The 15,864-nt window shown below is 42.0% G+C and carries 15 protein-coding genes; 14 read left to right on the plus strand and 1 reads right to left on the minus strand.

Translation table 11 applies throughout. The annotated features are described in order from the left end of the window. Positions 1-466: 466 nt before the first annotated feature. On the minus strand, positions 467-835 hold the full coding sequence (locus ACFINW_RS05665) for a helix-turn-helix domain-containing protein (RefSeq protein ID WP_375673947.1): 369 nt from the start codon (positions 833-835) through the stop codon (positions 467-469). A gap of 795 nt (positions 836-1,630) precedes the next feature. On the opposite strand from ACFINW_RS05665, the gene ACFINW_RS05670 reads away from it, so the two are divergent. From ACFINW_RS05670 to ACFINW_RS05735, 14 genes are all read left to right on the plus strand, one after another. Then, positions 1,631-1,954: a hypothetical protein gene (locus ACFINW_RS05670; RefSeq protein WP_375673961.1), complete on the plus strand. Its 324-nt coding sequence runs from the start codon at positions 1,631-1,633 to the stop codon at positions 1,952-1,954. Between the two features lie 162 nt (positions 1,955-2,116). Then, positions 2,117-2,248, plus strand: a complete 132-nt coding sequence (locus ACFINW_RS05675) for a hypothetical protein (protein WP_375611677.1) — start codon at positions 2,117-2,119, stop codon at positions 2,246-2,248. Continuing rightward, a complete protein-coding gene (locus tag ACFINW_RS05680; RefSeq protein WP_375641003.1) occupies positions 2,229-2,444 on the plus strand; it encodes a hypothetical protein in 216 nt (71 codons plus the stop codon). Before ACFINW_RS05675 ends, ACFINW_RS05680 begins: the two co-directional genes overlap by 20 nt. Positions 2,445-3,139: 695 nt before the next feature. Next, a complete protein-coding gene (locus tag ACFINW_RS05685; RefSeq protein ID WP_375653767.1) occupies positions 3,140-4,501 on the plus strand; it encodes a PBSX family phage terminase large subunit in 1,362 nt (453 codons plus the stop codon). Then, complete coding sequence (locus tag ACFINW_RS05690) at positions 4,486-6,336, plus strand: portal protein (RefSeq protein WP_375673949.1); 1,851 nt, start codon at positions 4,486-4,488, stop codon at positions 6,334-6,336. Before ACFINW_RS05685 ends, ACFINW_RS05690 begins: the two co-directional genes overlap by 16 nt. A gap of 304 nt (positions 6,337-6,640) precedes the next feature. Beyond that, positions 6,641-6,850, plus strand: coding sequence for a hypothetical protein (locus ACFINW_RS05695; protein ID WP_375673951.1), 210 nt, complete (start codon positions 6,641-6,643; stop codon positions 6,848-6,850). Between the two features lie 66 nt (positions 6,851-6,916). After that, the gene (locus ACFINW_RS05700; protein ID WP_375621461.1) at positions 6,917-7,690 is read left to right on the plus strand and encodes a hypothetical protein; all 774 of its coding nucleotides are present in this window, start codon (positions 6,917-6,919) and stop codon (positions 7,688-7,690) included. 245 nt (positions 7,691-7,935) lie between these two features. Further along, entirely contained in the window at positions 7,936-9,054 is a 1,119-nt protein-coding gene (locus ACFINW_RS05705; protein WP_375673962.1) for a N4-gp56 family major capsid protein, read from the plus strand. An 83-nt stretch (positions 9,055-9,137) separates the two neighbouring features. Then, entirely contained in the window at positions 9,138-9,833 is a 696-nt protein-coding gene (locus tag ACFINW_RS05710) for a hypothetical protein (protein WP_375621460.1), read from the plus strand. Positions 9,834-9,854: 21 nt separating this feature from the next. Continuing rightward, a complete protein-coding gene (locus ACFINW_RS05715) occupies positions 9,855-10,079 on the plus strand; it encodes a hypothetical protein (RefSeq protein WP_375673953.1) in 225 nt (74 codons plus the stop codon). A 53-nt stretch (positions 10,080-10,132) separates the two neighbouring features. Further along, positions 10,133-11,596, plus strand: coding sequence for a hypothetical protein (locus ACFINW_RS05720; protein ID WP_375673955.1), 1,464 nt, complete (start codon positions 10,133-10,135; stop codon positions 11,594-11,596). Between the two features lie 314 nt (positions 11,597-11,910). Next, positions 11,911-12,393: a hypothetical protein gene (locus ACFINW_RS05725; protein ID WP_375621457.1), complete on the plus strand. Its 483-nt coding sequence runs from the start codon at positions 11,911-11,913 to the stop codon at positions 12,391-12,393. Beyond that, positions 12,390-13,529: a tail fiber domain-containing protein gene (locus tag ACFINW_RS05730; protein WP_375621456.1), complete on the plus strand. Its 1,140-nt coding sequence runs from the start codon at positions 12,390-12,392 to the stop codon at positions 13,527-13,529. Before ACFINW_RS05725 ends, ACFINW_RS05730 begins: the two co-directional genes overlap by 4 nt. Next, complete coding sequence (locus ACFINW_RS05735) at positions 13,526-14,530, plus strand: phage tail protein (RefSeq protein ID WP_375641009.1); 1,005 nt, start codon at positions 13,526-13,528, stop codon at positions 14,528-14,530. Before ACFINW_RS05730 ends, ACFINW_RS05735 begins: the two co-directional genes overlap by 4 nt. The last annotated feature ends 1,334 nt before the right edge of the window (positions 14,531-15,864 follow it).

Raw genomic sequence — 15,864 nt, forward strand, 5'->3', positions numbered from 1 at the left:
ATTTAGAAAAGGCTTGCTTGTTGAATCCGTTGTTTGAGGGGTATGGTGTGCTGATCTGTCTGAGTGGTTGGTAGGAGGAAATTGCTACAAGATGTCGGATTCTTGACAACGCAGTGTAAGATGCTGGGGGAAAAATTTCGTTTGACTGCTTTCTGTAGAGATGTAAAAGCGTAAAAACGTGAATACGTAAAAGTGAAGTGAAGGATTTATGCGTTGTATGCTTTTGTCTTGACATGGAATGTGGTCGGAGAACTAGGGGACGCATTTGTGAATGGAGTGGGGAAAGCTGGGATGAAGAGGGGTATAAAACGCGTTGACTGGAGAAAAGTGTGTGAGGGAATATTTTAGGGCAGGGCTTATCTGTCTTGTCTGATAAAATTGCCTTCTTTGAAGTGTTGTGATCTGAAGCTTATATTTTAAGGGTGTTGGATATATTGGCGAGGGATGTTGATTGATGGGCTTTTGCCTAATCAGAAATTAACCACAAAATTGCTTTTTGTTTTTTCGCTTCGAGCTCTCTAAAGTTTTTTAAAAGGGCGTGTTTTTTTTCGCTATAGGTGTCTTGATCGTGGTGTAAGGCATGTTCTTTTGTAGGAATATCTGCTGTTAAAAGGTCCGCATAAAAAAAGTTCATAGGAACCTCTAGTTTTTTAGCAATTTCGAGCAAACACCCCGCGCTTACACGATTTAAACCTTTTTCATATTTTTGGATTTGTTGGAAACTGACACCTAAATGGCTTCCTAATTCCTTTTGAGAAAGTCCCATTGAAATTCTTCTATGACGGATCTTTTTACCTATTGAAATGTCGTTGAAATGTGAATTTTTAGTTTGCACTTCAAGCTCCCCTCCGGTTGCGAGCGCCCTCGCATTGGTATTCCGGGAGTAGTAAAGTACTGAGCTCTAGTCAGCATTTTTGCTTTTAGTGCTTATCACACCTGGACATAGCAAAAACTCCCGGAATCCCGGGACACCCACAAAGTGGGTTCATTCTTACGCTAGAGCTTAGGGCTTTACTATCCCTTATTGATCGTTGCGTGGACGATCAATATATCCTTTGAGTGATAAAGTAATTTCAAGGGATTGGCAAGAACAATTAAAAGATTTTCTAGTCTGTTATATTGTAAAATAGGGATGTTTGGGGGGGTGGTAATCTGATGTTAGTAGGGGAATTTACTGGGGAAGAGGTTGGATGATAGTTTAAAACCGGTGCGGGGTGGAAGCTTTATTCAGCAGAGGAAAATTTGCTTTTTGAAGTCGAATTGTAGATCAGAGCTTATCTGGCGTGTTTGATGAAACACCATTCTTTGAAGTGTGGGATAGCCATATGAAATAATCAGCAGGGAAATCTGATAGACGAGAAATCAGCTTGTTGACAGACCCGTGTTTACAGAGCTGCGTGGGGTGGTGATGTGGGTGTTTCGTTTGGCTTTTTTCTGTAATGATGTAAAAGCGTAAAAATGTGAATCTGTAAAATTATGCGGAGGATTTGGGCTTTATGTGGGCTCTTATCTTTTTGGGTGTGTCCAATTTTTTTTAATTGTTGAATGCTTGGCAAATTTTGTTGCTGATTTTTATGTCATTTTTTGTGTTTGAGGTTTTGGTTTCTCTTTAGTTGGAAGGAACATGATGATGGTAGATGAACATTGTCTTCCCTTACGTCGAAGAGGGCGGAAAAAAGGGGCTTTAAATAAAACAACAAAGCGATTTAATGAAGCTCTTTTGACAGCGGCGGAGCAGGCTGGATATCACTATGGTGAAGATGGGCTGGTGTCTTATCTTCAGTATCATGCGTTGAATAATCCCGTACCTTTTTTTTCGCTGCTGGCAAAAGTGTTGCCTCTTCAGGGGGCTGGAGAAGGGCAGGTTAAAACAGTTTCGCGTATCGAGATTGTACCAGTGAATGCAAAAAATAGCGAACCGGAGAAGCATGATCCTTTGGTTACTGAGGCTTGAAGTTACGAGAAAATGTTGGGTTGGGCACATGATGTTTAAGGGATATTGTCTTTGAACGGGGATGCTAGATGTTTGTCTGAAAGCTTATGATTGAAATTGCGGTGAGGGGCGTGTGCTTTAGGCGTGTGAGCTGTGAAGTTGTTGGGCTTTGGTGGGGGATGCATGAGGACGTGGACTGGAGGAGACTTCGGTGCATATGGTGTTTTTTGGGGGTACATGGCGTCTGGGGTGGTCTGTTTGAAGAGGGGCCGGCAAGATGCTTTTATGGCGATGCGTGAGGGGCGCGATACCTGAAAGATGTTGGGGAGTGCTTGATGATATTTGCTGTTTTGGACATCTGGTGAAGATTTGGTTTTTTCTCGTTATTGAAGGTGTGGAGATATCAAAAACAGTTTCGCGTATTGAGATTGTGCCAGTGAATGCAAAAAATAGTGAACCGGAGAAGCATGATACCTCGATAACTGAGGCTTGTGATATTGAAAAATGTTAGGCTGAGGTGGGTGATGTGGGGTGATGTCTTGCAAGGGGGCTGCTTTGGTGATTGCCTATCTTGAGGGGATTGAAGCGGAGGCTATCGTGTTTGTGGGCGCTCGTGATATTGGGAAGGGGCTTTGGTGAATGATGCCGTAAGGGCCCGTGTGCTGGAGGGAATTTGGTGCAGGGTATTTGTGTGGTGGATATGGAACAGTGTTTTGATGGGTGAGGGGCATGAAACTTGAGAGAAGTGTTATGCTTGCCTGATGCATGTGTTTTGGTGGGGGTATCTTGGGGGATAAAGTGTGAGGATTGGTGATGCTTGAGAGGCATGATATTGGAGGATGTTGGGCTTTGGATATGCCTGAGAGCCATGTGCTGAGGCTATGATTTGGTTGGGGGATACCTTGCTTGTGGTTGGGGGATGACAGGCGCCGTGTTTGAGGGGGGGTTGTTGGGGAAATAGGGACCTTTGGGGAGATAATGATCTTTGGGGGGGTAAGGACGTTGGGGCGCATAGGTGGGGTCAAGGGGATCTCATGCAAAAAAGTGAAATTTATTGAATATTAGGATGAAGAAAAGATAAAGCGCTGCTTTTGAGAAAGGCGTTTTTCGTTCAATTGCTCTTTTCGTTCAATTGCTCTGGGATCATTAAACTTGGGATAAGCAAAAGGGTGCAGCGCAATTATTGCTAAAGTATGAAAATTTATAATGACAACTGTTCAGAAAACTTCTCAAAAAATTGAGCAGAAAACGGCTCAAGTGGCTCTTATTCCAAAGCTTATTCCTGTTTTTACTGGAAATGCCGATGTGCGAGCCGCTTGGGGAGGACGCGGTTCTGGAAAAACACGTTCTTTTGCTTTGATGTCGGCTGTGGTGGGATATCGCCATGGAATGGCTGGAGAACGCGGGATTATTCTTTGTGCACGGCAATTTCAAAATTCTCTTAATGAAAGTTCTTTGGAGGAAATTAAACGCGCTATCGAGTCTTATCCTTTTTTACAAGACTATTATGAAATCGGCGATAAATATATTAAGTCAAAAGATGGACGGATTGTCTATGTGTTTGCTGGGCTTGATCGCAATATCGCAAGTATTAAATCAATGGGACGCGTTTTCCTTTGTTGGGTCGATGAAGCCGAGCCCGTGACAGAAACTGCTTGGCAAACACTTATTCCAACTTTGCGCGAAGAAGGAAAAGATTGGAATGCAGAATTATGGGTCACATGGAACCCATGCCATGAAAATGCAGCCGTGGAAAAACGTTTCCGAAATGTCGATAATCCTCATATCAAAGGGGTGGAAATCAATTGGCGTGATAATCCGCAATTTCCTGAAAAACTCAATCGTGATCGAATGGACGATTTGCAGCAAAGACCAGAGCAGTATAACCATATTTGGGAAGGCGAATATCTCCAAGCTGTGCAAGGGGCTTATTATCAGAAATGTCTGCTCGAAGCCGAAATGGAAGGGCGGATTACCACTGTTCCACGGGATCCTTTGATGCAGGTGAGAATCTTTTGGGATATCGGGGGAACAGGAGCAAAGGCTGATGCTACCGCATTGTGGGTGGCGCAATTTGTTGGACGTGAAATCCGAGTGCTCGATTATTATGAAGCCCAAGGACAACCTCTCTCAGAGCATGTGGGCTGGGTCTTTCAAAGGGGATATGAAAAGGCTCTTATGGTCTTGCCTCATGATGGCGCAACAAAAGATCGTGTCTATAATGTGAGTTTTGAAAGTGCCCTTCAACAAGCCGGTTTTCAAACCAAAATAATTCCTAATCAAGGAACAGGCGCTGTGAAAATGCGTATCGAAGCCGTACGGCGGTTGTTTCCTGCACTATGGTTTAATCGTGAAACGACATGTGCGGGGAGAAAAGCGCTTGCTTGGTATCATGAAAAGCGCGACGAACAGCGCAATATCGGACTAGGGGCTGAACATGATTGGGCTAGCCATGGGGCCGATGCCTTTGGACTGATGTGTGTGGCTTATGAACAACCAAATGCTAAAGCGCGAAAAAAACCTTATCGCTCGTTTCACCATTCTCAAACTTCATGGATGGCTTTTTAATGAATATGTCTACAAATTCTTCTTTTGATCAAATCGAAACGCTTGAAAATCAAGCTCTCTTTAAAAAACTCGTGGGTTGGTATCAGGATGATATTGGTCATGTCGAAAAATGGCGAAAAAATGCCCAGGAAGATTACGATTTTTATAATGGACGGCAATGGAATGAGCAAGACCTTGCCGTCTTGCACGAACAAAACAGACCCGTGATGACTTTTAACCGTATTGCGCCTTTAATTAATGCCGTGATTGGGGCTGAGCGCAATAATAAAAGGCAAGTCCAATTTATTCCACGACAAGAAGGCGCAGCCTTTGCTAATCAGATTCTGACAGGAGCAGCCGAATGGTTTCGCGATGAAGCCGATGGCGAATACGAAGATTCCGATGCTTTTCAAGATGCAATTATTTGCGGTATGGGCTGGACAGATACACGCCTTGATTATGAACAAGATCCCCAAGGAAAACCAATCATTGCGCGGTTGGATCCTATGAAAATGGTGTGGGATGCAAGTGCTGTTAAGTCTAATCTCATTGATGCTCAACGCTTATGGTATATCGATGAAAAACCTCTTGCCGTAGCGCAGGAAATGTTTCCAAATGTTCATTGGAGTGATCTTCATGCGGATTGGGTGAAACATCAGAGCTTTTTACAGCCAACCAGCAATGGGATGACACAAAGTTATCAGTCCGAGAGGGGGTATCAAGGAGAAGAGGGGAGCGGCTATCAACGTCCTAAAATGGTGACATTGGCAGAATGTCGCTGGTTTGAACGCGAGGTGGTTTATAAAGTCCTTGAGCCTCAAAGTGGAAAATTTATCGATTATTCAGAGCAGGATTTCCAAAATTTAAGCAAAACCTTTCCGCATGTCCAAGCAACAAGGTTGAACAGAAAAATTGTCAAACGGGCATTTTTAGGTAGAAAGCTGCTTGAAGCGCCTGATAAGCCCTTGGTTCCACCCAATCAATTGGGATGGGAGTGTATTACCGGTACTTTTGATAAGTTAAGTCGGCAATTTTACGGAATTGTGCGCCCTACAAAAGATCCGCAACGGTGGGCAAACAAATATTTTAGTCAAGTAATGCATTTGCTCAATAGCCAATCAAAAGGCGGCATTATGGCAGAACGCGATGCTTTTGATGATGATCGACAAGCCGTCGAGAGTTGGGCTAGAGCCGATAGCATTACTTGGTTGAAAAGTGGGGCTGTGTCTGGCGGAAGAATCCAGCCTAAACCCGTGGCGCAATTTCCGCAAGGTTTTTTTCAATTGTTTAATGAAGCAAAGAGCGCTCTCGAACAGGTGACGGGGTTGTCTTCTGAATTTATTGGGACGCGAGCTGTCAATCAGCCTGGCATTCTTGAACAACAACGGCGACAATCGTCACTTAATCTTTTGGCTTCCTTTTTTGATGGGTTGCGTCGATATCGGCAACGACAGGGAAAAATTATTCTCTATCTTATTCAAAATTATCTGTCCGATGGGCGGCTGGTTCGTATTGCTGGTGATGAAAATGCCCAGTATGTGCCGCTGACACGCGAAATGGTGACAAGTTTGGAATATGATATTGTCGTGGATGATGCACCAACAAGTCTTAATGAAAAAGAGCGTACTTTTGCACTGATCATGCAACTGCTTCCTTTGATGCAAAATTTTGCAACGCCTGAGATTATGCTTGATCTTTTACGCTATTCACCTTTACCAGCCTCACTCATTCATAAAATTGCGATAAAGGCGCAAAATTCTCTTCAAGAAGAGCAAAATGCCTCAGCGCAGATGGGGGATAATGTGGGGACAGAGCAGATAATGCAGATGTTGCAGACAGTAAAGGCTCAACAATAGGGTGCTTTGTCATGCGCGACTTCTGATAAATTCCATCTACCAGAAATTGCTTATCGATACAATTTCCATAGCGTAATGTCGTCTTCCTTTATCTTCGAAGAGCTGTTTTATGAGACTATCCCTGTTGGGGAAAAACAGGAGAACGAGGGAGTCTTTCCGTTATATGGGGTGAACTTGGTGGGGCATGGTGGGCGCAAAATGGGCTTATCGATTTCTATAGTGCATGGGCTTCCTTTTCCCAAAAGAACTGTTTTATAGGGCTGGATTGTTGGGAAAAGTAGGGTGGAGAGGGAGTCTTGCCGTTATGTGGGGTGAACTTGGTGGGGAATGGTGGGCGCAGAATGAGCTTATCGATTTCCATAGTGCATGGGCTCCCTTTTCTCAAAAGAACTGTTTTATAGGGCTGGATTGTTGGGAAAAGCAAGGTGGAGAGGGGGAGTTTTGCCGTTATGTGGGGTGGAGAGCTTTGGGGAAATGCTGGAGCTCAAATGATGGGAGAGCATTGAGGGAATAAATGCTCACAGGCTGTTTTATCTGAAAAATTTAATTTTATTGTTTAAAAAAAGAAAAGGCTAATGTCATGGATCAAGAACACTTAACGCCGGCAGAACAAAATCAATTAAAACAAGATTTTCTGGTCTCAACACAAGAGGGAGAAGATGGTGAAATTGCAAGAGAAGAAAAAACTCTTGAAGATAATTTCCAAGGGCAAGTGCATCAACAACAGTCCTCTTCGCAAAAGGCTGGAAAAGAGGTTCAAGGGGGAGAAGATGTTCCACCAGATCCACAAAAAGACTTTATGGGCTATATGCAATGGTTGGGAAAAACACTCCAAAAACAAGGGCTTTTACATGAAAAACAACAGCCTTCTCTTGCTCGCGAAGCAGAACAGTTGCATGCATTTTTTCAGCAGTCTGTTGCCAGTGTTAAACAAAAGCATCATGATTTTGATCAAGCAGCTGATTTTATTTATGAAACGCGGGCTAAACAGTTGGCAGCTTGTGCTTCGCTCTATCCTGAGATGGCAGACCCCAAAAATATTGATGCGTTGATTGGTGATGAGTTGAAGCAGATCTTGCGCGATTGTGCGCAAAAAAATCAAAACCCCGCTGAAGTGATTTACTCTATTGCACAAAAAATTGGCTACACAAATGTTCCCAATAACATGGGTGAAAATTTACAGGAAAGACACAATTCTGCACGTACTCTTGCTGCTTATAACGGCTTGACGCCAAATGGGCCGATTTCTTTGGATATGCTTGATAAAATGTCAGAAGCAGAGTTTAGCGCTTGGGTTGCTGATCCTAAAAATAAAGCTGCTTTTAATCGTTTAATGGGGGGAAGAGAATTTTAAAAACAAGAATGTGGCAGGTGTTTTTTGCGGGAACGTGGAGCGGCTTTTGGCGCAGGAGAATGCGGGGGGATTTCTCAAAGCACGGATGTGGTGAGGAGAGCTCTTATAAGGAGGAGGCAGACGCTAACAGAAATTAGATAAAACTCACGAACAACCTATTCACCATCTGAAATGAAATGTGGTGTTTTGAGCGCCCGGCGCTTTGCCGGGTTTTTTTTATGTCAAGAAAACTTTTAGAGGATAAAATGACCGTAACTTATATCGGACTTAATGACCCAATGGCAGTGCGCACATGGTCTAAATTACTAAACCAAGAAGTCTCAAAAGCAATTCCAATTGCACCGTTGATTGGAAATGATTCAAACAGTATCGTACAGTTAAAGGATGAAACCACGAAAGCAAGTGGGGATGCCATTAGCTTTAATTTGCGTGTGCAGTTGCTAGGCGATGGGGTAAGCGAAGGGCAGACATTGGAAGGCAATGAAGAAGCTTTACAGTTTCTCAATGATCGCTTGGCAATTAATGAACTCGTTCATGCTGTGCGTGTCAAAAATGAGGGAACAATTGATCAGCAACGAATTCTCCATGATTTGCGCACCGAGGCAAAAAATGGTTTGGTTGATTGGTATGCAGATCGTCTGAGTATGATGTTCTTCATTCAAGTTTGCGGGTATACCGCAAAAGCTATTAACTTTGAAGGACGCACGATTACCCTTAAACCAGTTCATTATGGGTTTAATGCGCCAACGGCACCAACCAATAAACGTGTGGTACGTCCTAATGATAAAGCAAAGGATGAGGACTTAAAAGAAGACGATGTTTTTGATCTCAGCTTGATTGATAAAGCAGTTGAACGGGCTAAATTGGCAAATCCTAAAATTAGACCTGTGCGGATTGATGGCGAAAATGTCTATGTGCTTTATCTACATCCAACCCAAGTGACACAATTGCGAACCAATACTGATGCGGGGCAATGGCTCGACATTACTAAGGCAATCTATAGTGGAAGTCGTATCAAAAATCCGCTCTATGATGGGTCTTTGGGCATGTATAATGGTGTGGTTTTACGCGAAGCTGAACATATTACCGAAGGGGTTGAATCTGGGATGGCAAATAAAGCTGTACCAAATGTGCGGCGGGCTGTTCTGCTTGGTGCGCAGAGTGCTGTGATTGCTTTTGGTAAAGATCGAGGAGCAACACGCTATAAATTGGTGGAAGAACTCTTCGACTATGAAAGAGAATTCGGGGTCGCGGCAAAAACCATTATTGGGATGAAAAAAACTTGCTTTACCTTGCCAGGAAGTACGCAAGGGGCTCAGGATTTTGGCACTATCGTCATCCCAACTTATGGAGCACCCGCTTAAAGCGAATGTTTGCTCTCTTCCCCCAACAAGAGGGATCTGTTGGGGGAAAAATTTAAAATGCTTCCAGAAACAAGGACAGGCTTATGACCACTTTATCCACTGATCCCCAAAATCTAAACCTTACACATTCAGACCATTCTAAAACTTTTGCTTATATGGTCGCGCTTATTCAAGATGAAATTGACGATACAACAGCGGAATATTCCCTGCAAATTCAAGATTCAATTTTTACGGCTTTGCGTTTGTGTGAACGCGAACCCTTTTTCTTTAATGAAAAAAGAGAAAGGACGTTTAAAACACAAAGTGGTAAAACATGGTATGGGCAAGAAGAAGGGGTTTTTATTGAAGCAGAAAAGAGTTTGGAGGGCGTCTTTTTAGTAACAAAGAGTGCAACACCAACAAAGTTGTTCTTTAAGCCCTTGGAAGTGTTGCATCAACAATATGGTATGCATCCTGCGCTAGGAACGCCATTCTTTTATACCTACCTTGATCAAAAAATAGGACTCTTTCCAACACCAGAACATGTGGAAGCTGTACAGCTTTCTTATGCTCCTGTTCATTTTGCCGATGAACAGCTGAAAGAGGATGATAACCCTTGGTTGATTTATGCTTTTGATCTTATTAAAGCACGTGCAAAATATGAACTTTATAAAAATATTCTTAAAGATCCTGAATATGCCGCCGTTTCTTTCAGAGATTTTCAAGAACAGCTTCAAGCTTTGCGCATTGAAACATCGCGCCGAAAAGGTTCTTCAAAGATTCGCCCAATGCGTTTTTAAAAAGTTCATTTCAAATCGTTTATGGCTGGCGTTGAAGGTTGGTTTGTCACTGGTGGCTGGTTTGTCACTTATGGCTGGATACACGCGTTGGGTGTTGATGGTGAAGGGCTGGTGGATGGCGTTGGGGGGGTGGCCATTATTGATGGTATCGTTTTTTTTTGGTGCGTTAAACAACCTAAGGTTGTTTATTTTGTTGAATTTTATGCCTTTAGAGTTTTAAGGGCTTTTGTGGTTTTTTATCAATAAGCCTTGGTGTTTTGAATGGCACTGGGCTCTTCAAAGATTTTATGGGGGTCTTGATGGCTTTTTTCCCAATCGCTGATTATCGACCCGATGTGGCGGATATCAATGGAATTTTTACCGATGAACTTGTTAATGTGCTCCCGGCTGATGGCTCCTATATCCCTATGCCAAGTTTTGAACCTTTATCAGAGCCTTGTCCGGAGCCAATTTTAGGCACTCTTGCGGTTAAAACAAAAAATGGGGTTTCTATTATTGTCGGGACAAGAGAAAAAATCTACTTGCTTGATAATACAACAATGAACTGGAAAGATATTAGCCAAAAAGGAAAACCTTATCTGGCTAATGTTGATGCTCCGTGGTCTTTTGCTTTGTTTGGTGATTTGATCATTGCTGTGAATGCCAATGATAAACCACAAGTGATTGATATTAACCATGATAAAACATTTAGAAATTTAGGAGGAAATCCACCACAGGCAGGGATTGTTCGTGTCTGGGGAGATTTCGTTTGTTTGATGAAATTAACCGAGTATCCAAGAAGGGTTCATTGGTCTGGATTAAATGATGCTGAATTTTGGACCGTGGGGAAAAAAAGTTGTGATTATCAAGATTTTCCTGATGGCGGATTCGTCCAAGGGGCAACGGAGACAACAAATCCAATTATCTTTATGCGTTCTGCAATCTATGCCGGTTCTTTTATCCCTGGCTCTAAGATTATTTTTAGTTTCCAAAAAATCCACGATAAACGAGGCGCAAAAAATGCTGAATCAATTGTTTGTAGAGGCGATTTAGCATTCTTTGCCGATGAGGGCGGGTTTTATCAAATAACAAATGAGGGACAGATTATACCCATTGGGTTCGAAAAAGTCGATCGAACGATGACCGCAAAATCAAGGAAGGATAATCTGTACACTCTATCTGCTGCTATCGATGGGGTGTATAATCGTGTTTATTGGATGGTTGATTCTGATGAGAATCTTCATAAACGTATCTTGCTCATTTATGATTGGGGATTGCAAAAATGGACAAAAGCTCTCGTCGATATCAAAATGATATTGCCTATTTTCTTAGCCGGAACAACCCTAGAAGGTCTTGATTTTGTGACTAAGAATATTGACGATTTGTCCTTTTCTCTTGATAGTAAAGCTTGGAAAAATGAATCGCCTATTCTGGGGGCATTTGATCAACAGGGGAGACTGGGTTCGTTTTCTGGGTGTCCTATGGCTTGTGTCGTGACATCACAAGAAATGGGGCAGACAAATGGCAGGATAACACGGGTGAAAAATATTATGCCTCAAGTCAATAGTGGAAAGTTTTATTTGTCTGTGGGAATGCGCTTTCGACAATCTCTTGACGAGGAAACTGTTTGGTTGCCAGAAAAACAGCCCTCTTATAATACTGGACAAATTCACTGTCGTGCAAGGGCACGGTTTTATCGCTTTAAATTGCGTATTCCTGAAGGGGTGAATTGGACTCATGTCACTGGATTTGATGTGGAATTGACGCGGGCAGGCATGCGATAGGCATGCCCTTTTGTAATACCATGCGATAGGCTCAAGCCTCTATTATTAAAGAACAAATGCCCCATAGGCTTCCCAAACCTTTATAAACAAAGGCACAATGCGATAAGCTGTGTCTTTATAATATGAAGAACAAGGTGGTGCGTTATGTTTCATGCTTTTCTGCGATAAAGGAAAATAGGCTGCACCATGGTTTATTTTTATAAAGAAGAAAGTTCCCTCTTTGTTGTGACAAAAGGATAATGGGGCTTTTTTTCTTTTATTGTGCGGGGGCATGGAATGCGTGAAATGCGTAGGGGGATGTTATTTGAGGGGAGATGAGTGACAAAGCTAAAAGAGCTAAAATTATGATACAAGAGAGTCAAGATTTATATTCTGCTTATCTGACAGAGCAGTGGCCATGGGAAAAAATAGCTCCCTATCAAGAGGCTCTCAATGCTGCATTGAAAAAATATGTTCAGCGCTTTCCGGATGATGTTTGTCTGGAAAAAATTGCTGAAGAAATCGCTACCGGACAAGCACAATTGTGGCTGGTCTTAAAAAATAAAATCCAATTTAGTGCTTTTGCAATTACCAAAGTTGAAATAACCCATACGGGAAAAAAATGCGTCGTTCTCTCTGATCTTGCTGGAGAGGGAGGGCTGAAATTGGTCAAGTTGATTGATGAAGTCGAAAAATGGGCGCGAACAATTAATGCTGAAGAAATGCACATGTTTGGAAGAACTGGATGGGCGAAAAAGCTCGCTCATCACGGATATTCTCGTAATCTTATTCAATATAGAAAGGTTCTGAACCCATGAGTAGAAAAACCACACCTCAAGTGCAAACAACAACACAAACAAATGCTCCACCTGCTTGGGCGGCTGATATTCTTAAACAAGCCAGTGCTGATGCACTTGGACTTTATAATAAAGGAATTGGCGGAAACGTTTATCAGGGAGACAGAGTCGCTGGTCTTAGCAATATGACAAAAAATGCGCTGACCGGTTTACAACAAGCAGCAGGGCTTTATAACAATCCAACGGTAACGCAATGGTTGAATGCCCCAACCAACAGCGCTACAAATCTTTCCGGTATGGCTAAGGGAAGCTGGATTGGAAGCAATAGCAAATTTAATACTGCATTGCAAAATGCTCTGAATAAAACATCCGATGCAATTAATCAATCGATGTCGGGAGCAGGACGTTATGGTTCTGGGGCTCATACTGGTGTGCTGGCCGATGAGTTAGGCGCCTTGGCAACAAATGCTGCAGCACAGCAATATAATCAAGATATTAACAATATGATGAATGCCAACCAGATGATTGATCGCTCTCAGAATGATCAAGTTAATGCGGCAAATAGCTATTATCAAGGACAGAGTAACGTGCAAAGCAATGCTTTGAAAGGGGGTATGATTCAAGATATAAACCGCCAAAATGTCTTAGATGCTGAACGCCAAAAATGGTCAGAAAAAGATAATCAAGATTGGAACCGATTGCAAAGTTTGTTACAGGTAGGAACACAGGCTGCTGGAAATTACGGAACGACTTCAGGAAAATCCACGACAATGCCTTCTGTGACAAAAGATCCATTGCGTGATGCGCAGCAAGTACTTGGATTGGTCGGAGGAATTTTAGGGCTTTGTGATGTGAGAGCAAAAGAAAATATTATCCCTGTGGGGCAGAAAAAGGGATATCCATTTTATACCTTTAATTATAAGGGAAATCCACAACGTTATCAGGGCGTTATGGCGCAAGACGTGTTGCGTGTGAACCCTGAAGCTGTTTATGTCAATGCGAAAACAAAGTTATTGCATGTTGATTATGACAAAATAGGCCTGAAAATGGAAAAAATGAAAATGGAGAAAATACCGGCATCTAAAAATAAAATTGCGACTTTCTTTTCTTCATTTTTTGCTCGTTTTCCCTTTTTGAAAAAAGAGTATCTTCTATGAGTTCGATTTATGATTGGTCAATTGTTGCATCAGAAAATGCTTATGCCGATGAGAGTATAAACTGGGCAGAAGGGCAACCTCCAAGCACAGTCAATGATAGTGCTCGCGCTATGATGCAACGCATCAAAGAATATTTGTTGGATAATGGGGGCGTGATTGAAACACAGTTTACTGTTGATGTGAAAAATGAGAGAACGTCACTTCGTTTGGCAACAAAGTCTTTTTTTGAGACTTATATGGATGGCATTGTTGTGCGCTTTAAAGCACAAGGCGTCAACAGAGGAATAACAAATATTTCTTTAAATCAATTGCCGCCAAGACCAACTTATATGGCAACGCCAGAGGGTATTATGCCTTTAAAGGGCGGGGAAATTCAAAAAGGGGGGCTTTATGAAGTCGTCTATACGCGTGATATTGCCGGAAAAAATGCTGATGGCTGGTTTTTAACCAATCCTACTATAAAACTTCCTGAAATTCCGCCCTTTCCTCCTTTGCCTGAAACTTTTTCTTCTGGATTTATCGGGACTTTTGCTACAGAAAAAATACCCTCTGGATGGTTACTGTGTGATGGTAAAGAATATTCGCGAAGGAACTATGCTAATCTCTTTGCTGTTCTGGGAGAAACATGGGGAAAAGGAGACGGGAGAACAACATTCAATGTTCCCGATTTGCGTGGAATGTTTTTACGGGGGCTCGATAGTGGAAAAGAAATTGATAAAGGACGTCGCTTGGGAAGCCGACAAGAAGAGTCTTTTCAATCCCATACCCATGAGGGAAAAACAGATTCGACAGGGAAACACCAGCATAGTTATCCAAAGGTTCAACAAAAGATTATAGAGTTAGATAACAGGGCTTATCCAATAAACGTAGCTGTATTGTATGGATCAAATTGTTTGACAGATTCTGCGGGAGAGCATGAACATAAGGTCTTGTTGCAAAAAACAGGGGGTGATGAAACACGCCCCGTCAATATGGCGGTGGTTTATGCTGTCAAAGCCTGAGAATGAAAGCTGTAGGAGAGAAAGATAAAAATGCTAAAATGTTTGTTATGAAAAAAAGTCTTATTGAATATATTGTGTAGAAAGTTTTGATGCGCTTTAGAAAAAACTTAACTCTCTTTATTTTTTGTGCTGCCTTTGTTGGATGTCTAAAGGTAAGTTTGCCTATTGTTCTTTAGAGGATCAAGACAGTGATTATTGAAGGTAGGGGGAGAACAAAAAACCTTTCTTTATTCATGGCGCTTTTTGCTGAGGAATAAAGACTTTATCCCAAATGCCTCTCTCTTGTGGTGTCGTGATACAGTATTTCAAGTGCTGGGTTTAAACCGCTGCTGTGCGATGACAAAAAACCCATGGGTAAATTTTATCCTATTATAGCGTAAAGTACCGTCATTAAAACACTATTATTGAAGGTGGTGATATCAGTAAGATAGCTTAAAGTATTTAATACATTAGCAAATGTTCTGGGGAGGATTTGCTCGTAGAGTTTTCATGCAAGTGAACCATATAAGTGAGTAGCAGACGGAATCCTTTCAGAAGAGTTGGATTGTTTACAAACCGATGTAGGGCTAAAATCTTCGTCTTTTTAGGTGCGGAAAGAGGTCAACGGATATGTTTATTTAAAGCGAGAAAAAGCAAAATGGAGCGCTCCCTTTTTTGGCAAAGCGTGTAGGAAAAAAGCCACTCTTTGTTTTCAAAATGGGTGCACTGTTGGCAAGAGCAGCAGGTTGGCGATGCGTTGTAGTACATGGTGAGGCATTGAACCCTCTGAGATGGCATTTTGTGCTTATCAGGCAACTTCTTGAAACAGGATGAGAGTGATACGAGAAAATCTATAAGACAATAGTTTATCCCGTTGTGTTGTAAAATACCATTGTTTGAGATGTGGTTAAAATTTTATGCATGGGGTGTTTTTCATCTGTGCGTATTCCTAACGCAGCATTTTTTTGTAGAATAACTCTGGACAGGGGATACATTACAAGGATGCATTTGAAGGGGGAAGCCAAGTCAAATCTGTTAGATAAGAAGCCAGATTGTTGACAAACCATTGTTTATTGATTGCCATTATTTAAAGACCGGTGTGGGCTTTGTCCTTTTGGGAAAGGTTGATACAGCATGCAAGGTGACATGCATTTCTCTTTGGTTTTAGGTGGTAAAATCATCATTTTAGGTGGAAAACAGAGTATAATCTAAAAAAATACCTTGTAAAAATTTTCGATGAGGAATTTTTTTTCAAAAGCTTTTCATATGGTTGTCTGAGGTTGTCTGAGGTTGTCTGAGGTTGTCTGAGGTTGTCTGAGGTTGTCTGAGGTTGTCTGAGGTTGTCTGAGGTTGTC

This window comes from Bartonella sp. AA18HLJMS (assembly GCF_042197245.1).
Lineage (GTDB): Bacteria > Pseudomonadota > Alphaproteobacteria > Rhizobiales > Rhizobiaceae > Bartonella.